Origin of the sequence: Sphingomonas sp. 22176 (assembly GCF_052045505.1) — a bacterium.
In the GTDB taxonomy this organism is placed as follows: Bacteria; Pseudomonadota; Alphaproteobacteria; order Sphingomonadales; family Sphingomonadaceae; genus Sphingomonas.
In genome coordinates this window covers 579,176-599,503 of record NZ_JBQEPL010000001.1, presented here as the reverse complement: position 1 = coordinate 599,503, position 20,328 = coordinate 579,176, and the positions used below count along the sequence as shown (strand labels likewise).

The following is a 20,328-nucleotide window of genomic DNA, read 5'->3' as shown; positions in this document are numbered from 1 at the left end:
CCCCTTGTTTTCAGTCCGTGATTTTCAGGCGCCGGCCTGATGCTCGTCGACGACCGCGCGGACCACCGCGTGCATCAGTAGCTGGCGCTCGTTGATCGGGCGCGGCGTGTCGCCGATCATCACCGCCAGCGCATAGGACCGGCCGTCGGGCGCGGTGAGCAGCGCCACGTCGTTATAGCCGGCGGTGCGGCCGAACAGATCCTGGCCGGTGCCGGTCTTGTGGGCGAGCTGCCAGCCCGGCGGCAGCGCGCCGCGCAGGCGGAACTTGCCGGTGTGCGAGGCCTGCATCGTCGCGATCAGCCACTGGGTGGAGACGGGCGAGAGCAGTTCGCCGCGCTTCAGCCGGGCGAGCGCGCCGGCAATGGCGAGCGGTGCCGCACCGTCGGGCGGATCGGCGACATAGCGCTGATAGGCGGCGACGCGAGTCTCGCGGGGCAACTGCGCGCGGGCCACCGCGAAGCTGTTGCCCATCGAATATTCGGGCTTCCAGGCGGTCAGCCCCGAGGTGCCGAGCTGGAGCAATTTCTCGCCCGGGCCGAAGCGGATCGAGCCGAGCGCGTTGCGGGCGATGAACGAGCGGACCGCCGGCGGACCGCCGACGAGGCGCAGCAGCTTGTCGTTGCAGGTGTTGTCGCTCATCGTCAGCGCGCGGCGCAGGATCTCGCCGACCGTGCTCTGATAGCCCTGGTCGCCCTTCACCAGCGAGGCGACCGGCTGGTGGAACAGGGTGAAATCGGCGCGGGTGATGACCAGCGGATCGTTCAGGCGGATGCGGCCCTGGTCGACCTGGTCGAGCACGGTCATCGCCACCCACAGCTTGGAGACGCTCTGCTGCGGCAGCTTGCGCGCGCCGCCCTGCGAGGCGGTCCAGTTGCGGTCGACGCTGGTCACCGCGATGCCGACGACGCCGTCGAAACTATGGGCGACCTCGGCCAGGCGATTCACCAGCGCCGCGGGCGGCGGCACTTCCGGGCGGGGTGCTGCCTGGGCGCGCGGAATCGGCATCAGCTCGCCGTAATTGGGCGCGGGCAAATAGGCGGCGAGTTCGGGATGTTCGTGGACGGCGCAGCCCAGCAGCACCGCGGGTCCCAGCCCCGCAACGGTCAGCGCACGCTCGACTTTCGAAAACCGGATTTTACGCACCGCAACCAACCTCTTGCCCAGGTCCATCATGCGACCGCCCCTAGAGGCGGCAAAGCAAGGGATTCCCGCAATGCGACGAAGCGAGTCGGAGGAGCGACGAGGCGTGGATCCGTCCGCAACCCGATCAAGGCACCAGCACCGTGTCGATCGCCTCGGCCGCCGTCTCCGGATAGTCGAGCGTATAGTGCAGCCCCCGGCTTTCCTTGCGGTGGAGCGCCGAGCGGACGATCAGGTCGGAGCTCTCCAGCAGGTTGCGCAGCTCGATCAGGTCGGGCGTTACGCGGAAATGGCCGTAATAGTCGGCGACTTCCTCGCGCAGCAGCTTGATGCGGTGCGCGGCGCGCTCCAGCCGCTTGGTGGTGCGGACGATGCCGACATAGTTCCACATGAAGCGGCGGATCTCGGTCCAGTTCTGCTTGATGACGACTTCCTCGTCGGAATCGGTCACCCGGCTCTCGTCCCAGGGCCGGATCGCCGGCGGCGGGGCGAGATCGCCCCAATGCGCGCCGATGTGATTCGCCACCGCCTCGCCGAACACGAAGCATTCGAGCAGCGAGTTGGAGGCCAGGCGATTGGCGCCGTGCAGCCCCGACTGGCTGACCTCGCCCGCGGCATAGAGGCCCGGCAGGTCGGTCCGCCCGTCGCGATCGATCATCACGCCGCCGCAGGTGTAATGCTGCGCGGGGACCACCGGGATGGGCTCCTTCGTCATGTCGATGTCGAGGTCGAGCAGCCGGTGGTAGATGGTCGGGAAATGGTGCTGGACGAACTCGGGCCCCATGTGGCTGATGTCCAGGTGCACATAATCGAGGCCGAGGCGCTTGATCTCATGGTCGATCGCCCGCGCCACGATGTCGCGGGGCGCCAGCTCCAGCCGAGGGTCGAAATCGGGCATGAAGCGGTGGCCCGCCTCGTCGCCCGCTTCGGGGGGCAGCAGCAGATGCCCGCCCTCGCCGCGCACGGCTTCCGTGATCAGGAAATTCTTGACGTCGAGATTGTAGAGGCAGGTCGGGTGGAACTGCATCATCTCCATGTTGGAGATGCGGCAGCCCGCACGCCAGGCCATCGCGATGCCGTCCCCGGTCGCGCCGCGCGGGGCGGTGGAGAAGAGGTAGGTCCGCCCCGCCCCACCCGTCGCCAGTACGGTCGCGCGGGCGGTGAACAGTTCGACCCGGTTGGTCTGGCGGTTGAAGGCATAGACGCCCCAGACATTGCCGGCGCCCGAATAGCGGAGCTCATGCCGGCTGGTGGCGAGGTCGATCACCACCATGTCCGGCACCAGCGTGATGTTCGGATGGGCCTGCGCGGCGCGGAGCAATGCGGTCTGCACCGCGAGGCCGGTGGCATCGTCGACATGCGCGATGCGGCGGTGGCTGTGGCCGCCCTCGCGGGTGAGGTGCAGCGCATTGCCCTCGGTATTGAACGGCACGCCGAGCTGGACCAGCCGCTCGATCGCGGCGGGGGCATTCTCGACCACCATCTCCACCGTCGCGCGGTCGTTGAGCCCGGCGCCGGCGACCATCGTGTCCTCGATATGGCTTTCGAAGGTGTCGCCCTCTTCCAGCACCGCGGCGATCCCGCCCTGCGCCCAGGCCGTGGAGCCCTCGGCAAAGCCGCCCTTGGCCAGCACCGTCACCTTGAACCGGTCCGCCAGATGCAGCGCGGTGGTAAGCCCCGCCGCGCCGGAACCGAGGACCAGGACATCGCTTTGGTGATTGGTGTCGGACAAAGAGGCACTCCTTTGCGGCGCTTAAAGCGCGCATGCGCCGGGTTCCGCAATCCCTACCCTTGGGCATAAGGGGGTTGCGCATAGGAGAAGCAGATGCGGTTGGGCTGGTGGATCGGAGTGGCGATGCTGTTCGGCAGCGGCTCGGCACAGGCGGCGACGTGCCGGCTTGGGGCCGCTGGAACGACGGTGCCGGTGGCGATCGAGGGCACCGGCCGATCGATGCTGGTGCATGTCCCCGCCGGTCGCAGCGCCGCACGGCTGCCTTTGGTGTTCGTGTTCCACGGCAGCACCGGCAAGGGACGCGACATCCTCGACCAGTCGAAGCTGGAGGCGACCGCGGACCGCCACGGCTTCCTGCTCGCCGCGCCAGACGGCGGCATCCCGGCGGAGAAGGGCTTCGTGTGGAACATCCCCGGCGTGCCGACGGTGACTGGCAAGATCCCCGGCCCGGACGATGCGGACGATGTCGCCTTCGTGCAGACCGCGATCGACCAGCTCGCGGCCAAGGGCTGCGTGGACCGCGCGCGCATCTACGCCACCGGATATTCAGGCGGCGGGCGGATGACCTCGTGGCTCGGCTGCGTCGCCGCGGACCGCTTCGCCGCGATCGCGCCGGTGGTGGGCCTGCGCGCTGGCAATCCGCGCAAGGACCTGCCCCGCGTCCCCGATCCGGCGACCTGCACGCCCGCGCGGCCGATACCGGTGCTGGCGTTCGCCGGCGATGCCGACACCACTAACCCCATCCAGGGCGGCGGCGCGGGATACTGGCAATACACGATGCACACCGCGCTGGTCCGCTGGGCGGATCTGAACGGGTGCCGGGTGGGGCCCGTGGAGCGCGAGGTGTCAGCCGACGTGCAGGAAGAGCGCTTCAGCCGCTGCTCGGGCGGCGCGGACGTGGCTGGTCGGGTGAAACATGGCGCCGGTCATGTCTGGGTGGCGGACAACGAAGCAATGTGGGACTTTTTTGCAAAGTATCGACGATAGTCGTCTATAATGAGAGTGTTTCTCTGAGGACCTCGCTGTGGCTTTCGATCTGAAGAATGAGCATGGGCGCGAATTTCGTATCGGCGGCGGCCCGTGGGCAGTTTACCTGAACCTCGCCAGCTCCTTTGGCTGGCAACCTGAAGGTACCACCCTCGAAAGCGATCCCGATTGGCGAGGTGGCTATGACTCCAATGATGGGCAGACTGTCAGCGCTAGCGATGCGCATAATCTTTGCCGCCACCTGGTCACAGCGGCGCATCATCCCAAGTTCGGCTTTGCTGTCGCTGACGTAATCCGCCGCCTCGAAGAGCAAATCGAAGCGACCGGGAGGGCGATCCCAGATGCGATGCGAATCAAGCCCGATACGATCACGGAAAGCTTTAACGACGTCTGCTTGTTCCTGAACGAGGGCTCGTTCCAGATTTGGTGAAGACCTAAGCCTCTCCCTACCCCGCCCGCGTCAAATTCAGGAACACATCCTCCAGGTCCGCCTCGCGGGTCGACACGTCGACGATCCCCAGCCCCGCCGCCTGCACCGCGCCCAGCACTTCGCCGGCATTGGCCTGGTCCTTGCGGTAGGTGATCACCAGCACCCGCTCGCCCTTCAGCTCCACCTTCTGGAAGCAGGCATTGTCCGGTGCCGCAGCGATGTCGCGGTCCACCGTCACCTCGACCACCTTTTCCTGCGCCATGCCGACCAGCTCGCGCGTGGGCTTGTTGGCGATCAGCTGGCCGTGGTTGATGATGGCGATGCGGTCGCACAGCTCCTCGGCCTCTTCGAGATAGTGCGTCGTCAGCACCACCGTCACGCCGCGCTGGTTGAGCTGCTTCACATAGGCCCAGAGCTGCTGGCGCAGTTCGACGTCGACGCCCGCGGTCGGCTCGTCGAGCACGATGATCGGCGGCGAATGCACCATCGCCTTGGCAACCATCAGCCGCCGCTTCATGCCGCCCGAAAGCGTGCGCGAATAGGCATTGGCCTTGTCTTCGAGATGCACCGCGCGGAGCAGCGCCATCGCATCGAACGTGCCCTTCGGCACGCCGTACAGGCCCGCCTGGATCTCCAGCGTCTCCTTGGGCGTGAAGAAGGGATCGAACAGGATCTCCTGGTTGACGATGCCGATGCTCGCCTTGGCGTTGCGCGGATGCGCGTCGATGTCGAAGCCCCAGATCGAGACCTTGCCGTCGGTCTTGTTGACCAGCCCCGCCAGGATGTTGATCAGCGTCGACTTGCCCGCGCCGTTGGGGCCGAGCAGGCCGAAGATCTGCCCGCGCGGCACGTCGAAGCTCACCCCGTCGAGCGCGCGCTTGCCGCCCTGATAGGTCTTGCACAGAGTGTCGATCGCGATCGCTGCCTGGGTCATGGCCGGCAGCTTTAAGACCCTGCGCATCCGATTGCGAGCCCCCGCGCGCTTTGCTAAGGCGCGGGACATGATCGCCCCGCCCGAAGTCATCCGCACCGCCCACGCCCGCGTCGCCTGCGACGGCACCGGCCCCGGCCTGCCCGCAGCGCTCGGCCACCCGCGCGTCTATCTGCAAATCGATGAGACCGGCTATGTCGATTGCGGCTATTGCGACCGCCGCTTCGTGCTGATCGGCGGCCCTGCCGACGGCGCCGACCAGAGCCAGCTGCCCGACCACCCGGCAGGCGCCAGCATCTGATCGTCGCGGGAGCGCGTGACTCTGCGCACGCGCCTCCTATATCGGTAGGATGAGCATTCCCAACGATCCCCGCGCCTTCCTCTATCGCGACGGGCTTGATCCCGACGCTGCCGTTCGCTTGACCGCCGATGCGCTGGGCCAGGCTGAGGATGGCGAGCTCTATCTGCAATATCGCAAGTCCGAGGCGTTCGGCTTCGACGACGGCCGGCTGAAGACCGCCGCCTATGACACGCAGTCGGGCTTCGGCCTGCGCGCGGTCTCGGGCGAGACGACGGCCTTCGCCCATGCCAACGAGATCAGCGCCGCCGCGATCCGCCGCGCCGCCGAGACGATGGCACTGATCGATCCGGCCAAGCAGGGCAAAGCGCCCCCGCCCCAGGGCAACAACCGCCACCTCTATACCGATGCCGATCCGCTCGACCTGGTGCCCTTCGCCGACAAGGTGAATCTGTGCCAGACGATCGACGCCGCCGCCCGCGCCCGCGATCCCCGGGTGAAGCAGGTCTCCGTCAGCCTCACCGGCCAGTGGAGCGTCGTCGAGGTGGTGCGCGCCGACGGTTTCGTCGCCACCGATGTGCGGCCGCTGGTGCGGCTCAACGTCTCGGTGGTGGTCGAGCAGAACGGCCGCCGCGAGACCGGCAGCTTCGGCACCGGCGGTCGCGTCGTCTATGACCGGCTGTTCCAGCCCGAGACCTGGAACCGTGCGATCGACGAGGCGCTGGCGCAGGCGCTCGTCAATCTCGATGCGGTCGCGGCCCCGGCGGGCGACATGACCGTATTGTGCGGCCCCGGCTGGCCGGGCGTGCTGCTCCACGAGGCAGTGGGCCATGGCCTGGAGGGCGACTTCAACCGCAAGGGCACCAGCGCCTTTTCCGGCCGCATCGGCGAGCGCGTCGCGGCGGCGGGCGTGACGGTGGTCGACGACGGTTCGATTTATGATCGCCGCGGCTCGCTCTCGATTGACGACGAGGGCACGCCGACCCGCGAGACGGTGCTGATCGAGGACGGCATCCTCAAGGGCTATATGCAGGACCGGCTCAACGCCCGGCTGATGGGGGTCGAGCCCACCGGCAATGGCCGCCGCGAGTCGTTCCAGCACGCGCCGATGCCGCGGATGACCAACACTTTCATGAAGGGCGGCAAGGACGATCCGGCCGAGCTGCTGTCGCGCGTGAAGAAGGGCATCTACGCCAAGAGCTTCGGCGGCGGACAGGTCGACATCGTCTCGGGCAAGTTCGTCTTCTCGTGCACCGAGGCCTACCTCATCGAGAACGGCAAGCTGGGCGCCCCGATCAAGGGCGCGACGCTGATCGGCGACGGGCCGACCGTGCTCCACCGCGTCACCGGCATCGGCAACGACTTCGCGCTCGATGAGGGAATCGGCATGTGCGGCAAGGGCGGCCAGTCGATCCCCGCCGGCGTCGGCCAGCCGACCCTGCTGGTGGAAGGCCTGACGGTGGGCGGGACGGCGGCCTGATCCGTCGTCAGTAGCCCGAGATCAGCATGTCCAGCGCCCCGGCACGACATATTCCTGGTCGCGGACAGAGCCAATGCGCGCTCCAAGCTCCGCGAGCGGGATGGCAGCGGCGAAATGGGTGAGCATGATGCGCGGCGCGCCCTCGACCTCCAGCACCGGGGTGAGGCGCCGGTCGATCTGAACTGCCTCTTCTGGCTTAGCGAGCGGCACCACCAGCCGCGTGTTGAGGTGCTGCAGTAGGTCGTTCTGGCAGTCGAGCAGAAGCGTGCCGCCTCCGCCGCGATGCACATCGAACTTAGCCATCAGAAAAGGCGATGTTTCGCCAGCGGCAGGCCGTGCTGCTCGACCCAGGCATTGTTCGCCTCGATCGCCTCGCGATGCTGCTCCTGCCAGAGACGGTCCTGTTCCGTCTTGGTGGCGCTACGGATGGCGGCCTCACACACCTGCGAAAGATTCAGTCCCGCCTCGCGCGCGGCGGCGACGATACCCGTGTCGAGCGACAGGTTCACCGCCTTGCGCTTGCCGGACGCGATCGGATCGTGCTTCATGCGAACAAGCTATGCGCATGCCCCATGCGCGTCAATCATCGGAGGCCGGCATGGCGCTCGTCGAACTCGGCCGGTTCAACCGGCAGGAAGCCTTCATCGTCCAGGGCCGGCTGGAGGATGACGACATCCCCAGCTTCGTGTTCGACGCGGGCGCCAGCATTGCCGACGGCAGCTATCTGCTGATCCCGGTACGCGTGATGGTGGACGACGAGGACCTCGACGCCGCCCGCGCCATCGTCGACGCGGCGGGTGACCCTACGCCGTAATCCCCTGGAGCAGCTTGGGCACGTCACCGCTCTCGCCCCGCGCCTCGCCCATGAACCAGTTCTTCAGCGGCGGCAGCTTGTCCACCGCCGACAGGCCGAAGCGCCGCACCGCATTGGGCAGCGCGCCGGGGATGCCGAACAGCCGGGTGAGCCCGTCGGTCGCCAGCGAGACCATGAAGGTGTCGAGCCCGCGCCAGCGCTGGTAGCGGGCGAGCAGCTCGGGATCGCCCATGTCGAGCCCCAGCCGCTTGCCGTCGACCAGCACCTCGACCAACGTCGCCACGTCGCGGAAGCCGACATTGACGCCCTGCCCCGCGATCGGATGGATGCCGTGCGCGGCGTCGCCGACGAGCGCCAGCCGCTCGGCGGTAATCCAGGCGGCATGGTGGAAGCCCAGCGGATAGGAAGAGCGCGACGACAGCGGCCCCAGCTTGCCCAGGAACCCGCCCATCTTCTTCTCGGCCTCGGCCAGATAGGCGCGGTCGGAAATCTTGTGCATCGCCGCCGCGTCGCGGGCATGGACGGTCCACACCACCGCCGAGCGATGGCCGCGTTCGTCGTCGAGCAGCGGCAGGATCGCGAACGGGCCCTGCGGGTAGAAAATCTCGTAGGCGATGTTCTCGTGGGACCGCTCGTGGTTGAGCGTCGCGATCATCGCGGCATGGTCATAGGTCCAGCGCGCGACCTTGAAGCCGGCCGAATCACGGGTGGGCGAGTTGCGCCCCTCCGCCGCGATCAGCAGCTGCGCGCGCACCGTCGCCCCCGAATCGAGCGTCGCGACCACGCCGTGGGGGCCGCGCTCCACCGAAACCGCCTGAGTCTGCATCCGAACATCCGCCAGCGGCGCCGCCTGCGCCGCCTCGAACAGCGCGGTGCGCAGCACGCGATTCTCGAACATATGGCCGAGCGCGCCGTCATCGGCGTCCGGCGCGAAATCGAGCTTGCCCGGCTCCAGCCCGTCGGAGACGCGGATGCCCTCGATCGGGCACCCCTTCCCCGCCAGCCGCCCGGCGACGCCGATCGCCTCGAACATCCGCATCGGCGCGCTCGCGATCGCCGAGGCGCGGCCGTCGAAGCTCGCGCCGAGGATGGTTTCGGGGTCCGCCGGATCGATCACGATCGAGCTGATGCCATGCGCGTCGAGCGCAACCGCCAGCGCGCTGCCGACCAGCCCGCCGCCTAGGATGAGAATGTCCGCCTGGTCCATGGCCCTGCCCTAGCAGGTTCGCACGCGCCTGCCAGCCGTCAACAGGTGCAGGGGCGGGAAACCCCTGCACCTGCCCGACATCAATGCTGGTGGAGCCGCTCGATCATCCCGTCCATCCGCTTGGCGAGGAAGCCGGGCGAATAGCTGTCGCGATAGTTGCGCGGATCGGCCTTGGTCGAGGCCATCGGCTCGAACGGCACGAAGCTGGTGGTCAGCGCCACCGCGCCGCCCATCGTGCCCGCGCCCTGGATCGCCAGCGTCAGCTCGGTCACGTGGAGGATGAAATCGGGCGGGATCGGGCACGGCTCGCCCATCCGCAACGCGCGTGCGGTCTCGGCGACGCCGAGCATCTTGTCCTGCGCACCGACCTCGCGGCGCTTGGCGCCGGCGACCAGCTTCTTGAAGAACGAGGTCTTGCCCGCGGCATTGGCGCGCATCGTCGCGAACGACTTCCAGTGGCGGACGAAGGGCAGCACCCGCCCGCCGACGCCGAAGCCGCGGCCGAACAGCGGCTGGAGCCGCAGGCTGCGCGCCTTGCGGGCATTGAGGCTGAGCTGGGAGAAGCGCTCGAGGAACACCGGCGACTGGTAATGCCGATAGGTATCGGTGCTCAGCTCGCCCTCGTCGCCGATCACCCGCATGCGGTGGTCTGCCGGCGCCGCGATGCTGCAGGTGACGCGCGCGGTGACGCCGCTGACGAAATCGAGCGTCGCGACCGAAAAGTCGGGCGTGTTCGCCGGGTGCATCGGCTGGTCGGTCTTGTGCGGTACGACGACCTTGGAGAAGGCGGTGACCGAGCGCACCGGCCCGAACATCGCCAGCATCCACACCAGATGGTAGCCGACATGCTCGAAGGTGCAGCCCATTTCATATTCGTGGATATAGGGCCAGGGCGCGCCGGTGCGGCTGCGCCAGGTCTCCGGCTTCATCAGGTAGATGGGGTTGTCGTCGAACTCGGCATAGATCAGCAGCGGCTTGCCGATCGCGCCGTCGCGCACCGCTTTCCACATCGTCTGAACGCTGTCGCTGAGGAAGTTGCACGGCGCGCTCGACAGGACGAGCCCGCGCTCCTCGGCGATGCGGAACAGCGTGCGCGCCTCTTCCAGATCGGTGGTGAGCGGCTTTTCCGAATAGACGTTCTTGCCGCCTTCGAGCAGCGCGCGGGTCAGCTCGAAATGCGCCTCGATGGTGGTGAGGTTGAGCACCAGCGTGACCGCGGGATCGTCCAGGATCGCCTGGAGATCGGGATAGACCGAGAAGCCGTAATAATCGGACACCTTGGCCGAGCGGGCCAGATCGATGTCGTACACGCCGCGCACGTCGATCTCCGGATGCGCCCATGCCGTCGTCATGTAATGGTCGAACACATAGCCGCAGCCGATGATGGCCACGCCCGTCTTGCCCGTGGTTTCGCCCTGCATCTTCATTTGCCCTGTCCCCCGATCCGTTCGCGCACTGTGTCCATGGTTTCCATCACCGCGATGCTGTCCGCCAGCGTCATCTCCGGACTCTCCTGGAGCCCCGCGGCGAGGCAGCGGCCGACTTCTTCGACCTGATAGTGATAGCCGTTGCCGGCGAACAGCTGCCGGTCGACCTTGCCGCCGCGCGTCAGCAGGCCGTGGAGCTGCGACAGCTTTTGCGGCAGCCCCTGTTCGCGGAGCAGCGCCTTGCGGCCGAGCCCGGAGCCGCTCCCCTTCCGCCGCGGGGTCATCCGCTGGAGCCGCACGCCAAAGGGGCGGAAGATCGGGCCTTCGAACGCGACGCTGCCATGCGTGCCGCCGATGCGCAGGCCATTGTCGCCGAGCGCGCGCAGGCTGGTATTGACCGTCGCCACCACCCCGCCGGCGAAGCGCAGGCTGATCGCCGCATCTTCCTCGACGCCGGTATCGCCGATCCGGCCGAACGCCTCCACCGCCTCGGGCGCGCCGAACAGCCAGTGGAGCAGCGAGATCGGATAAACGCCGAGCTGGGCGAGCGCCCCGCCCCCGCGCTGCGGATCGAAGCTGGTGTTGGCGGCATCGGGCTCGTTGGTGAAGCAGAATGCGCCGTGCGCCTGGCGCGCCTCGCCGATCGCGCCGTCGCGGACCAGGTCGCGCAGGCGGCGGGCGGCGGGATTGAAGCGGGTCCACATCGCTTCCATGCAGAACACGCCCTGCGCGCGGGCGGCATCGGCGATGCGCCGCGCTTCCGCCACCGAGGAGGCGAACGGCTTCTCGATCAGAACCGCCTTGCCCGCCTCGATACAGGCGATCGCGTGGCGGGCATGTTCGGACGGCGGGGTGGCGATATAGGCGACGTCGAAGGGCGAGGCCGCGGTGACGCTGTCATAGCCCTCGGCCACCTCGGGAATCCCGAAGGCATCCGCAAAGCGCCGGCCCGACTCCGCACTGCGCGATACCACCAGCTGCGGCTTGGCGCCCTTGGCGTGACGAAGGCCCGAGACGAACTTCGCCGAAATCCCGCCGGTGCCGAATATCGCCCAACGTGTGTTCACTACTGAATCCCCCAACGTCGTTGCCGCATAGTGCCGGTAGCCAAGAACGTTCGGCTCCGTTGCTGATACTGTTCGCGGTTTCCACTAAAAGCAGCGACCGCGGAACCGTTCCACAGGCGCACCGATTCCGATGCGCGGTTCGTTAACGGCATAGCAGGGATGAACTTGCTGCGCCGCAAAATGTTCGACGAGCCGAGTCCCGCATGCGATGGTAAGCATGCCGTAGTCCCCCGCGCCTTGACGGCGGAGTCCGCAGGCGCGATGATTCCGCCACGTTTTTCCTTACAGATCCGGAGGCTGGGCGATGGCGTCCCGCGCAGAAGCGCCGCATTGGCGCGACACGATGAAGGCGGGTGTCCGCCGCGGCGGGTTCGTCCTGGCGGGCACGGCGCTGTTCGTGCTGACCGTCGCGCTCGTGCTGGCGATGCTGAGCTACCATGCCTCCGATCCGGCATTGAACACCGCCGCGGGCGGGCCGGTGCGCAACTGGCTTGGCCCGGTCGGCGCCTGGATCGCCGACATCCTCTACACGATCGTCGGCCTGCCGGTGCTGCTGCTCGCCCCCGTGGGACTATTGAGCGCCCACCGGATGATGATCGACCGCCCGATCGAGCACCCGCGCCGGATGATCGGCAGCGCGCTGGCCGCCACTACGCTCGCCGCGATCGGGCTCGGACTGCTCCATTTCGACTGGTCGCTGCCGCTCGACTGGCGGCTGCCGGCCGGCATGGGCGGGATGATCGGGCTTTCGATCGCGGGCGGCGTCGACTGGCTGATCGGGCTTGCGGGCGATCCGGCGGTGTCCTTCTGGGTCGGCCGCGGCATCGGGCTGCTGCTGCTGCTCGGCGGGCTATGGCTGTGGTGGATACGGCTCGAGTTTACCTCGCCGCTGCGCCTGTTCCGTATGCCGCGCTTCACCCGCTCGACCGGCGAGGCGCGAATCGTCACGGCCCCCGAAGGCGCGGGCTTCCGCGCCCGGCCGCAGACGGTGGCGGCGTTCGACGAGGATCCCGACGAGGACGACGACGACCTGCCCTTCGACCGCGACCCGCCCCGCGCCGCCGAACCGCGCCGCGTGGTGGTGCCGGACAACCGCCCCGGCCCGGTGATCGCCGACCGCACCATCGCCACCGCGCCTGCCCGCACCAAGCCGCCGGTGCAGGCCGCCCTCGACTTCAAGGACAGCTACCAGCTGCCCCCGCTCGACCTGCTCACCCCGCCCCCGGCGAATCGCACCGCGACGGTCGACAAGGCCGCGCTGGAGCGCAACGCCCGGCTGCTCGAAAGCGTGCTCGAGGACTTCCATGTCAAGGGCGAGATCGTCGAGGTCCGCCCCGGCCCCGTAGTCACCATGTACGAGCTGGAGCCGGCGAGCGGCATCAAGGCCAGCCGCGTGATCCAGCTGGCCGACGACATTGCCCGCAACATGAGCGCGATCTCGGCCCGCGTCGCCACCATCCCCGGCCGCACCGTGATGGGCATCGAGCTGCCCAATGCGACGCGCGAAGGCGTGAGCCTGCACGAGCTGATCGGCAGCCAGCAGTTCGAGGAACAGGGCGCCACCCTGCCGGTGGTGCTCGGCAAGAACATCGCCGGCGAGCCGGTGATCGCCGACCTGGCGCCCATGCCGCACCTGCTCGTCGCCGGTACCACCGGCTCGGGCAAGTCGGTGGGGCTCAACTGCATGATCCTGTCGCTGCTCTATCGGCTCACGCCCGAGCAGTGCCGGCTGATCATGATCGATCCGAAGATGCTGGAACTCAGCATGTACAAGGACATCCCCCACCTGCTTGCCGACGTGGTGACCGATCCGCCCAAGGCGGTGCGCGCGCTGAAATGGGCGGTGGAGCAGATGGAGGATCGCTACCGGATGATGGCCTCGGTCAACGTCCGCAGCCTGGCCAGCTACAACGACAAGGTGCGCACGGCGAAGGCCAAGGGTCAGACGCTCGGCCGCAAGGTGCAGGTGGGCTACGATCCCGAAACCGGCAAGCCGATCTACGAGGAAGAGACGCTCGACCTGCAGGTGCTGCCGCTGATCGTCGTCATCGTCGACGAGCTCGCCGACCTGATGATGACCGCGGGCAAGGAAGTCGAATTCCTCATCCAGCGGCTCGCGCAGAAGGCGCGCGCGGCGGGCATCCACCTGATCATGGCGACGCAGCGCCCCTCGGTCGACGTCATCACCGGCGTGATCAAGGCCAACCTGCCGACCCGGATCAGCTTCCACGTCACCTCAAAGATCGATTCGCGCACCATCCTCGGCGAACAGGGCGCCGAGCAGCTGCTGGGCAAGGGCGACATGCTCTACATGTCCGGCGGCAAGGGCATCACCCGCGTCCACGGGCCCTTCGTCAGCGACGACGAGGTTCAGGCGGTCACCGATTTCTGGCGATCGCAGGGGGCGCCGGATTACATCTCGGCGGTGACCGAGGAGCCCGAGGACGGCGGCTTCACGCTGGAAGGCGCACCCGACGGCGAGGACAGCCCCGAGGAGCAGACCTATCGCCGCGCGGTGCAGCTGGTGGCGGAGAGCCAGAAGGCATCCACCTCCTGGCTGCAGCGCCAGCTCCGCGTCGGCTACAATTCGGCGGCGCGGCTGATCGAGCGGATGGAGCGCGAGAATCTCGTCTCCAAGCCAGACCATGTCGGCCGCCGCGAAGTGCTGATGGATACCGACGGGCGGCCGCTCTAAGGCAAGCCGTAACGGGATCGAATCGGGTGGGGTGCGGGTTCACAGCCCGTTCAAGCCCCGCCCGCTACCCGGGCGACCAGCAATTCGGAGACGTTCCTCGTGTTTTCCCGTCCCTTGGCCTTGTCCTTGCTCGCCGCCCCGCTGCTCGTCGCGGCGGCGCCGGCGCCCGAGCTGGATCAGGTCCAGCAGCATCTGAAGGCGGTCACCAGCATGACCGCGGACTTCACCCAGGAAGACCGCAACGGCCGCGTCGTCGCCGGCACGATGACGCTGAAGCGCCCCGGCAAGATCCGCTTCCAGTACGAGAAGGGCGTGCCCCAGCTGATCGTCGCCGACGGCAGCAGCCTCTATTTCATCGACTATCAGGTGCGGCAGGTGCAGCGCTGGCCGATCGGCAATTCGCCGCTGCGCGTGTTGCTCGATCCGAATCGCGACATCAGCGGCTATGCGACAGTGAAGCCCACCGCCGATTCCCGTGTGGTCTCGGTCGAGGTGCACGACAACAAGCATCCCGAATATGGCCGGATCACCCTCGTCTTCCAGAAGGATGCGGCCGCGCCCGCCGGCCTCAAGCTCCAGGGCTGGGTCGCGCTCGACGCGCAGAACAACCGCACCACGATTCGGTTGAGCAACCAGCGCTTCAACGTGCCCGTCGGCGATTCGAGCTTCCGCTGGACCGATCCGCGTCCGCAGGGCCGCACGCACTAATTTCGCTTTCTGTGCAATCGTTCATCCAAGCGACAGGTTCGCCGGTCTAAGAGCGTAAGTGCGGATGGGGTTTTTGCCCGGGATTTTTCCCCCTGTTGCCCGGGCCTGGTACCCCTTCCCGCCTGCGTGACGAACGCTAGGTCGGCCCTCGCTCCATTGCCCCCGGAGCGGGGGCCTTTCCTTTTCCGGCTGGTCTGGCGCTCCGCCGAAGAATCGCTACATCGGCGCGCGTGAAGATCGCCTCCTGGAACATCAACTCCGTCCGCTTCCGCATCGCCATCGTCGAGCAGTTTCTGCGCGAGGAAGCCCCTGACATCCTGTGTCTCCAGGAGACCAAGGTGATCGACGGCGACTTCCCCGAGTCGCCGTTCCACGACCTGGGCTATGCCCATGTCATCAAGCACGGCCAACGGATGCACCACGGCGTCGCGATCGTCTCCCGCGTGCCGCTGGTGGAGGACGACCGGCTCGACTGGCAGGCCAACCAGGAAGCGCGCCATGTCGGCGTACGGCTGCCGAACGGCGTGCGACTCGAGAATGTCTATGTCCCCGCCGGTGGCGACGTGCCCGACCGGGAGGTGAACCCCAAATTCGGCCAGAAGCTCGATTTCGTCCAGCGGATGACCGAATGGTCCGAGGGCCTGAACGTGCCGACGATCCTGACCGGCGACTTCAACATCGCCCCGCTCGAATCGGACGTTTGGAGCCACAAGCAGCTGCTCGACGTGGTCAGCCATACGCCGATCGAGGTGGAGGCGCTGGGCCGCTTGCAGGCAGCGCATGGCTGGGTCGATCTCGGCCGCAAGTTCATCCCCGCGCCGCAGCGCTGCTTCACCTGGTGGAGCTACCGCGCCAAGGACTGGGCCGCCTCCGATCGCGGGCGCCGGCTCGACCATATGTGGGCCAGCCCCGAGGTTGCGGAAAAGGCGACGGCGCACAAGGTATGCGAGCCGTGCCGCTCCTGGCTCAAGCCCTCGGACCATGTGCCGATCGTGACGGAGTTCGACTTTTGACGAGTGCCCGCGCCGCCGCCAAAGCCGTGGACGCGCTGCGTCGCGGCTGGCCGATCGCCATCAAGGGGGCGGAAGGCACGCTCAAGCTGCTGGCGATCGAGACCGGCGACGGCGCGCGGCTGGCGGCGTTCGATCCCGCGGGCACCGCGCCGGTGCTGCTCTCGGCCGGCCGTGCGGCGACGCTCAAGCTCGCCAACCAGCGCGATGCCGCGACGCCCGATGCGCCGGTGCTGGTCGAGCGGGTCGACTGGCTCGATTTCGATGCGGCGACGGCGCTCGCCGACCCGCAGTTCGACCTCGCGACGCCGCTCAAGGGGCCCTTCCGCGCGATTCCGGTGGTGCAGCCCGATGCCGCGACGGCGGCGCTTCGGCTGGCGCGAATCGCCGGGCTGCTCCCCGCCTTCTTCGTGCTCGAAGGCGATGCCGAGGACGCGATCACGCTCGCCGATATCGACGCGCATGAGGATGCCGATCGCCTGCGCATCGTCGGCCGCGCCCGGCTGCCGGTGGAGGCCGCCGAGGATGCCGAGATCGTCGCCTTCCGCACCGACGAGATGCCGGGCGAGCATATCGCGCTGCTGATCGGCCAGCCCAATGGCGACACCCCGCTGGTGCGGCTGCACAGCGAATGTTTGACCGGCGACATGCTCGGCAGCCTCAAATGCGATTGCGGGCCGCAGCTCAAGGCGGCGATCGCGGAGATTTCCAAGAGCGGCTGGGGCATCCTGCTCTATCTGCGCCAGGAAGGGCGCGGCATCGGCCTGATCAACAAGCTGCGCGCCTATGCGCTGCAGGACCAGGGCTTCGACACGGTCGACGCCAACACCCGGCTCGGCTTCGCGATCGACGCGCGCAACTTCCGGGTGGCGGCGCGGATGCTGACCCTGCTCGGCCAGCCGCGCATCCGGCTGCTCACCAACAATCCGCAAAAGGTGGAGACGCTGCGGGCCGCGGGTGTCGACGTGCTGGAGCGGGTGCCGCACGTGCTGCCGGCCAACCCGCACAATGCGCGGTACCTGGCGACGAAGCGCGACCGGACCGGGCACGAGTTTTGACTCTAGCGTATCCTCCCCCGCCAGGGGGAGGATACGCTAAGGTCAGGCAATCAGCCGGGCGACGTCGTCGAAATCCTGCGCGATGTGGTGCACGCCCAGCGCCTTGAGCCGCTCGCCGTGATCGGCCGCGCAGTGGGTGCCGCCGCACAGCCCGATCACCGTCGCGCCCGAGGCGACCGCGCCCTTCACCCCCACCGGCGAATCCTCGAGGATCACGCAGTCCGCAATCGGCACGCCCAGCGCGGCGGCGGCGTGGAGGTAGAGGTCGGGCGCCGGCTTGCCGTTGGCGACATGCTCGCGGCCGCTGAACAGCTTGTCGCCGAACAGGTCGCGCACCCCCAGATGCCGGAGATGGGTGTCGAGCCAATGCGTAGGGCTGGACGAGGCGATCGCCTTGGGCAGGTCCGCAGGCAGGCTTTCGAGGAAGCGGAGCGCGCCCGCCACCGCGGGCAGCCCCTCCGAGAGCGCCCTCGCATCTTCCTCGGCGCGGGCTTCGTGGAAGCCCTCGGGCACCGGACGACCGATCCAATGCTCGACCGCAGCGAGGAAATCATGCCCCGCCAGCCCCATGAAGTGCGCCATCGAATGTTCGGGCGTGGTCGGGTGGCCGATGCTGGTCAGATAGTCGGCGATCTGCTTGTTGCCGGCATATTCGCTTTCGAGCAGCACGCCGTCGAAGTCGAAAATGATGCCGGCGAAGCGCATCGGGATCGTGCTGGACAGGCCCGTCATCGCGTTCATGCCCGGTCTCCGAACAGTGCCGTGCCGACGCGGATATGGGTGGCGCCGAGCGTCACCGCGGTTTCGTAGTCGCTCGACATGCCCATGCTGAGCCCGTCGAGGCCATGGTCGCGCGCCAGCTTGGCGAGCAGGGCGAAATAGGGTGCAGCCTCCAGCCCGGCCGGCGGCACGCACATCAGGCCGGCGACCGGCAGGTTCGCCGCGCGCGCCTCGGCGAACAGCGCGGGCAATTCGGCCACCGGGCAGCCGCCCTTTTGCGGCTCGTCGCCGATATTGACCTGGAGGAAGCAGGCCGGGCGGCGATCGGCCTTGTCCATGGCCTTGGCGAGCGCGCTCACCAGCGACGGCCGGTCGACACCGTGGATCGCATCGAACAGCGCGATGGCTTCGTCGGCCTTGTTCGACTGGAGCTGGCCGACCAGATGGAGTTCGATGCCCGAAGTTGTCTCGCGCAACTGCGGCCATTTGCCCTGGGCTTCCTGGACGCGGTTCTCGCCGAAGACGCGCTGGCCGGCGTCGATCAGCGGCTGGATCGTCTCCGCATCATGGGTTTTGGAAACCGCGATCAGGGTGATGTCGGCGGGCTTGCGGCCGGCGATCTTGGCGGCGCGGGCGATCGCGGTCTGCACCGCGGCGAGCCGCTGGCTGGCATCGTCTTGAAGCATGGGGCGGGCTATAGGCACCCGAATGCCGACCCGCCACCCCCCAATCCCGCGCCTGTGGCTGATGACCGACCCGCGGCTGGGCGACGCGTTATGGGCGGCGCTGGCGCGGCTGCCGCGCGGCAGCGGGGTGATCTTCCGCCATTACCACCTGCCGAGTGCCGAACGGCGCGCGCTGTTCGCCCGCATCGCCAAGGTGGCGCGACGGCGCGGGCTCGTGCTGCTGCGTGCGGGTGCGGAACCGATGCGCGGCGAGACGGGCACCCATGGGCGGCGCGGGCCCGGCCTCAGGACGTGGCCGGTGCATTCACGGCGGGAAGCGATCGCGGCGATCCGCGCCGGCGCCGATGCGCTGCTGGTCTCGCCGGTCTTCCCCACCCGCTCGCATCCGGGCGCCGCGGTGCTCGGCCCGGTGCGATTCGGGCTGCTGATTCGCGGCCTCACCGTGCCGGTCATCGCCCTCGGCGGGATGGACGCGGACAAGGCCAGGCGTCTCAAGCCGCTGGGTGTGCATGGGTGGGCGGCGATCGATGCCTGGACCCGCTAACCGGGTCCAGCAGATCAGAAGTGGAAGGCCGTGCCGATATAGATCGACTGGCTGTCGCGGCGCGTGTCTTCGTTGAACTGCACCAGGCGATCGCGCTCGCTCTTGTAGCGCACGCCCGCGGTCACATCGAGGCGACGCGACACGGCATAGGAGCCACCGAGATCGAACGAATAGCTTGGCTTGTCACCGATCAGCACCGGGGTGCCCGCCAGCGGACGATCCTCGGCCGCGGCGATGCGGCCGCTCAAGCGCTTGCCGGTGTAGCTGAGCGCCACTTCGGAACGATCGCGGCTGCCCGGCTGGGTGTTGGCCATGTCGATATGGGTCACGTCACCCGACACGGCGAGACGCCGCCAGCCCACGGCGACGCCCAGATTATAGGCGATCGGGGCGAGGCTGACCGACGCAGGCTTGGCGGCCGCGAGGCGGCTGCCGGTATCGACCGCGCGATTCGAGGCCGTGTTCACTGCCACGGTCACGCCGCGATTCGCCCCGGTGCGCGATTCGGCCGGGGTGAAGCGGAAGCTCGCCCCGTTCATGCCGCTGCGCGCCAGCATGGCGGCGAGCTTGGGATCGGCGGATGCCGGGGTAAACCCGCCGGCGCCCTGCGCCAAGGGTGCGGGGTGAACGGCCGCCTTTAGTGCGCGGTCTCGTTCCTGTGCCTGGAGCGTGGGCGCGACGAGGAACCCGGCGGCGCAAAACGCCCCCAGCCCAAGTCCCGACATCCAACGTACCAAGCGCATTTGCATACCTCTCTTATTGGGGGTCCCTACCATGGAAACAAAGCGACGTTCCACCGGTGGCAGCAATTTTCCCGGAGTGTTGCACGCAACCCACAGAATCGTACCATTCGTGACCAATCGGATACCAGCGCGTCGCGCCTTGCTCCCGCCACATCCCGCCCTATAGATGCAGGCACTCATTCCCTTGCCGGTAGGAAGTACGACGTCCATGAACCGCCTGTTGCGCTTTGCGATCCTGGGGTCGCTCGCTGTTTCCGCCTCCGCCTGCAGCCACCACAAGAAGGGCGTGAATCCGGATCTGGCGGCGTCGAAGGTGACGACGATCGGCGTCAACGCCTATCTGTGGCGCGCCACGCTGGACACGCTGAGCTTCATGCCGCTGCTCCAGACCGATTCGAACGGCGGCGTGATCGTCACCGACTGGTATGTGAACCCCAACGTCCCCACCGAGCGGATGAAGGTGACGGTTACCGTGCTCGACCAGGATCTGCGCGCCGATGCGCTGCGGGTCGCGGCGCTGCGCGAAGTGAACCGCAACGGCGCCTGGGTCTCCGCACCCGTGCAGGCCGCAACCGTCCAGAAGCTCGAGGACATCATCCTGACCCGTGCACGCGACCTGCGCCGCGCGGCCGTCGCGACCAACTAATCGGA

General features: G+C 67.9%; 22 protein-coding genes. 11 read left to right on the top strand and 11 right to left on the bottom strand.

What is annotated here, in order from left to right; translation table 11 throughout:
* Positions 1-24 precede the first annotated feature (24 nt).
* Positions 25-1,173, bottom strand: a complete 1,149-nt coding sequence (locus ACTJKY_RS02835; RefSeq protein ID WP_440844076.1) for a serine hydrolase — start codon at positions 1,171-1,173, stop codon at positions 25-27.
* Between the two features lie 94 nt (positions 1,174-1,267).
* A complete protein-coding gene (gene nadB / locus ACTJKY_RS02830; RefSeq protein WP_440844075.1) occupies positions 1,268-2,872 on the bottom strand; it encodes an L-aspartate oxidase in 1,605 nt (534 codons plus the stop codon).
* Positions 2,873-2,965: 93 nt separating this feature from the next.
* On the opposite strand from nadB, the gene ACTJKY_RS02825 reads away from it, so the two are divergent.
* A complete protein-coding gene (locus ACTJKY_RS02825) occupies positions 2,966-3,859 on the top strand; it encodes an alpha/beta hydrolase family esterase (RefSeq protein WP_440844074.1) in 894 nt (297 codons plus the stop codon).
* A gap of 37 nt (positions 3,860-3,896) precedes the next feature.
* The gene (locus ACTJKY_RS02820; protein WP_440844073.1) at positions 3,897-4,289 is read left to right on the top strand and encodes a hypothetical protein; all 393 of its coding nucleotides are present in this window, start codon (positions 3,897-3,899) and stop codon (positions 4,287-4,289) included.
* A gap of 16 nt (positions 4,290-4,305) precedes the next feature.
* On the opposite strand, the gene ACTJKY_RS02815 is transcribed toward ACTJKY_RS02820, so the two are convergent.
* The gene (locus tag ACTJKY_RS02815; protein WP_440844072.1) at positions 4,306-5,223 is read right to left on the bottom strand and encodes an ABC transporter ATP-binding protein; all 918 of its coding nucleotides are present in this window, start codon (positions 5,221-5,223) and stop codon (positions 4,306-4,308) included.
* A gap of 67 nt (positions 5,224-5,290) precedes the next feature.
* Between ACTJKY_RS02815 and ACTJKY_RS02810 the strand changes: the two genes are divergently transcribed.
* Both ACTJKY_RS02810 and tldD read left to right on the top strand, forming a co-directional pair.
* The gene (locus ACTJKY_RS02810) at positions 5,291-5,521 is read left to right on the top strand and encodes a zinc-finger domain-containing protein (protein WP_084582405.1); all 231 of its coding nucleotides are present in this window, start codon (positions 5,291-5,293) and stop codon (positions 5,519-5,521) included.
* Between the two features lie 49 nt (positions 5,522-5,570).
* Positions 5,571-6,998, top strand: a complete 1,428-nt coding sequence (gene tldD, locus ACTJKY_RS02805) for a metalloprotease TldD (protein WP_440844071.1) — start codon at positions 5,571-5,573, stop codon at positions 6,996-6,998.
* Between the two features lie 21 nt (positions 6,999-7,019).
* Here tldD and ACTJKY_RS02800 read toward each other — a convergent pair whose 3' ends face one another.
* Together ACTJKY_RS02800 and ACTJKY_RS02795 are read right to left on the bottom strand one after the other, a co-directional pair.
* A complete protein-coding gene (locus ACTJKY_RS02800; protein WP_440844070.1) occupies positions 7,020-7,301 on the bottom strand; it encodes a CcdB family protein in 282 nt (93 codons plus the stop codon).
* Positions 7,301-7,546, bottom strand: coding sequence for a type II toxin-antitoxin system CcdA family antitoxin (locus ACTJKY_RS02795; protein ID WP_440844069.1), 246 nt, complete (start codon positions 7,544-7,546; stop codon positions 7,301-7,303). The genes ACTJKY_RS02800 and ACTJKY_RS02795 overlap by 1 nt, the downstream gene beginning before the upstream one ends.
* A gap of 50 nt (positions 7,547-7,596) precedes the next feature.
* Between ACTJKY_RS02795 and ACTJKY_RS02790 the strand changes: the two genes are divergently transcribed.
* Entirely contained in the window at positions 7,597-7,812 is a 216-nt protein-coding gene (locus ACTJKY_RS02790; protein WP_440844068.1) for a putative signal transducing protein, read from the top strand.
* Here ACTJKY_RS02790 and ACTJKY_RS02785 read toward each other — a convergent pair.
* The 3 genes from ACTJKY_RS02785 to ACTJKY_RS02775 all read right to left on the bottom strand — a co-directional run bounded on the left by ACTJKY_RS02785 (position 7,802) and on the right by ACTJKY_RS02775 (position 11,513).
* A complete protein-coding gene (locus ACTJKY_RS02785; protein WP_440844066.1) occupies positions 7,802-9,019 on the bottom strand; it encodes a UbiH/UbiF/VisC/COQ6 family ubiquinone biosynthesis hydroxylase in 1,218 nt (405 codons plus the stop codon). The genes ACTJKY_RS02790 and ACTJKY_RS02785 overlap by 11 nt on opposite strands.
* Before the next feature lie 80 nt (positions 9,020-9,099).
* Entirely contained in the window at positions 9,100-10,446 is a 1,347-nt protein-coding gene (locus ACTJKY_RS02780; protein WP_440844065.1) for a Gfo/Idh/MocA family protein, read from the bottom strand.
* Positions 10,443-11,513, bottom strand: a complete 1,071-nt coding sequence (locus ACTJKY_RS02775; RefSeq protein ID WP_440844063.1) for a Gfo/Idh/MocA family protein — start codon at positions 11,511-11,513, stop codon at positions 10,443-10,445. The genes ACTJKY_RS02780 and ACTJKY_RS02775 overlap by 4 nt, the downstream gene beginning before the upstream one ends.
* A 304-nt stretch (positions 11,514-11,817) precedes the next feature.
* Here ACTJKY_RS02775 and ACTJKY_RS02770 point away from each other — a divergent pair, with 304 nt between their 5' ends.
* The 4 genes from ACTJKY_RS02770 to ribA all read left to right on the top strand — a co-directional run bounded on the left by ACTJKY_RS02770 (position 11,818) and on the right by ribA (position 16,984).
* Positions 11,818-14,208, top strand: a complete 2,391-nt coding sequence (locus ACTJKY_RS02770) for a DNA translocase FtsK (protein WP_440844061.1) — start codon at positions 11,818-11,820, stop codon at positions 14,206-14,208.
* A gap of 114 nt (positions 14,209-14,322) precedes the next feature.
* Complete coding sequence (locus tag ACTJKY_RS02765) at positions 14,323-14,916, top strand: LolA family protein (protein WP_440844060.1); 594 nt, start codon at positions 14,323-14,325, stop codon at positions 14,914-14,916.
* A gap of 230 nt (positions 14,917-15,146) precedes the next feature.
* Positions 15,147-15,929, top strand: a complete 783-nt coding sequence (locus ACTJKY_RS02760; protein WP_440844058.1) for an exodeoxyribonuclease III — start codon at positions 15,147-15,149, stop codon at positions 15,927-15,929.
* Entirely contained in the window at positions 15,926-16,984 is a 1,059-nt protein-coding gene (gene ribA, locus ACTJKY_RS02755; protein ID WP_440844057.1) for a GTP cyclohydrolase II, read from the top strand. The genes ACTJKY_RS02760 and ribA overlap by 4 nt, the downstream gene beginning before the upstream one ends.
* 42 nt (positions 16,985-17,026) lie before the next feature.
* Here the strand turns inward: ribA and ACTJKY_RS02750 are convergent, their stop codons facing one another.
* Both ACTJKY_RS02750 and ACTJKY_RS02745 read right to left on the bottom strand, forming a co-directional pair.
* On the bottom strand, positions 17,027-17,725 hold the full coding sequence (locus tag ACTJKY_RS02750) for an HAD family hydrolase (RefSeq protein ID WP_440844056.1): 699 nt from the start codon (positions 17,723-17,725) through the stop codon (positions 17,027-17,029).
* Positions 17,722-18,390 (bottom strand): YggS family pyridoxal phosphate-dependent enzyme, encoded by a 669-nt coding sequence (locus ACTJKY_RS02745; RefSeq protein WP_440844055.1) that lies wholly within the window; start codon positions 18,388-18,390, stop codon positions 17,722-17,724. Before ACTJKY_RS02745 ends, ACTJKY_RS02750 begins: the two co-directional genes overlap by 4 nt.
* Before the next feature lie 61 nt (positions 18,391-18,451).
* On the opposite strand from ACTJKY_RS02745, the gene ACTJKY_RS02740 reads away from it, so the two are divergent.
* On the top strand, positions 18,452-18,934 hold the full coding sequence (locus ACTJKY_RS02740) for a thiamine phosphate synthase (protein WP_440844053.1): 483 nt from the start codon (positions 18,452-18,454) through the stop codon (positions 18,932-18,934).
* A gap of 14 nt (positions 18,935-18,948) precedes the next feature.
* On the opposite strand, the gene ACTJKY_RS02735 is transcribed toward ACTJKY_RS02740, so the two are convergent.
* Complete coding sequence (locus ACTJKY_RS02735) at positions 18,949-19,677, bottom strand: hypothetical protein (RefSeq protein WP_440844051.1); 729 nt, start codon at positions 19,675-19,677, stop codon at positions 18,949-18,951.
* Positions 19,678-19,885: 208 nt separating this feature from the next.
* Here ACTJKY_RS02735 and ACTJKY_RS02730 point away from each other — a divergent pair, with 208 nt between their 5' ends.
* Entirely contained in the window at positions 19,886-20,323 is a 438-nt protein-coding gene (locus ACTJKY_RS02730; protein WP_440844050.1) for a DUF3576 domain-containing protein, read from the top strand.
* Positions 20,324-20,328 lie beyond the last annotated feature (5 nt).

Excerpts from the sequence above, each read along its gene's own strand:
- ACTJKY_RS02800 (WP_440844070.1), bottom strand. The coding sequence starts at position 7,301 with ATGGCTAAGTTCGATGTGCATCGCGGCGGAGGCGGCACGCTTCTGCTC.
- ACTJKY_RS02750 (WP_440844056.1), bottom strand. The coding sequence starts at position 17,725 with ATGAACGCGATGACGGGCCTGTCCAGCACGATCCCGATGCGCTTCGCC.
- ACTJKY_RS02785 (WP_440844066.1), bottom strand. The coding sequence starts at position 9,019 with ATGGACCAGGCGGACATTCTCATCCTAGGCGGCGGGCTGGTCGGCAGC.
- tldD (WP_440844071.1), top strand. The coding sequence starts at position 5,571 with ATGAGCATTCCCAACGATCCCCGCGCCTTCCTCTATCGCGACGGGCTT.
- ACTJKY_RS02810 (WP_084582405.1), top strand. The coding sequence starts at position 5,291 with ATGATCGCCCCGCCCGAAGTCATCCGCACCGCCCACGCCCGCGTCGCC.
- ACTJKY_RS02735 (WP_440844051.1), bottom strand. The coding sequence starts at position 19,677 with ATGCGCTTGGTACGTTGGATGTCGGGACTTGGGCTGGGGGCGTTTTGC.
- ACTJKY_RS02740 (WP_440844053.1), top strand. The coding sequence starts at position 18,452 with ATGACCGACCCGCGGCTGGGCGACGCGTTATGGGCGGCGCTGGCGCGG.
- ACTJKY_RS02815 (WP_440844072.1), bottom strand. The coding sequence starts at position 5,223 with ATGACCCAGGCAGCGATCGCGATCGACACTCTGTGCAAGACCTATCAG.
- ACTJKY_RS02745 (WP_440844055.1), bottom strand. The coding sequence starts at position 18,390 with ATGCTTCAAGACGATGCCAGCCAGCGGCTCGCCGCGGTGCAGACCGCG.
- ACTJKY_RS02825 (WP_440844074.1), top strand. The coding sequence starts at position 2,966 with ATGCGGTTGGGCTGGTGGATCGGAGTGGCGATGCTGTTCGGCAGCGGC.
- ACTJKY_RS02730 (WP_440844050.1), top strand. The coding sequence starts at position 19,886 with ATGAACCGCCTGTTGCGCTTTGCGATCCTGGGGTCGCTCGCTGTTTCC.
- ACTJKY_RS02835 (WP_440844076.1), bottom strand. The coding sequence starts at position 1,173 with ATGATGGACCTGGGCAAGAGGTTGGTTGCGGTGCGTAAAATCCGGTTT.
- ACTJKY_RS02790 (WP_440844068.1), top strand. The coding sequence starts at position 7,597 with ATGGCGCTCGTCGAACTCGGCCGGTTCAACCGGCAGGAAGCCTTCATC.
- ACTJKY_RS02770 (WP_440844061.1), top strand. The coding sequence starts at position 11,818 with ATGGCGTCCCGCGCAGAAGCGCCGCATTGGCGCGACACGATGAAGGCG.
- ACTJKY_RS02795 (WP_440844069.1), bottom strand. The coding sequence starts at position 7,546 with ATGAAGCACGATCCGATCGCGTCCGGCAAGCGCAAGGCGGTGAACCTG.
- ACTJKY_RS02780 (WP_440844065.1), bottom strand. The coding sequence starts at position 10,446 with ATGAAGATGCAGGGCGAAACCACGGGCAAGACGGGCGTGGCCATCATC.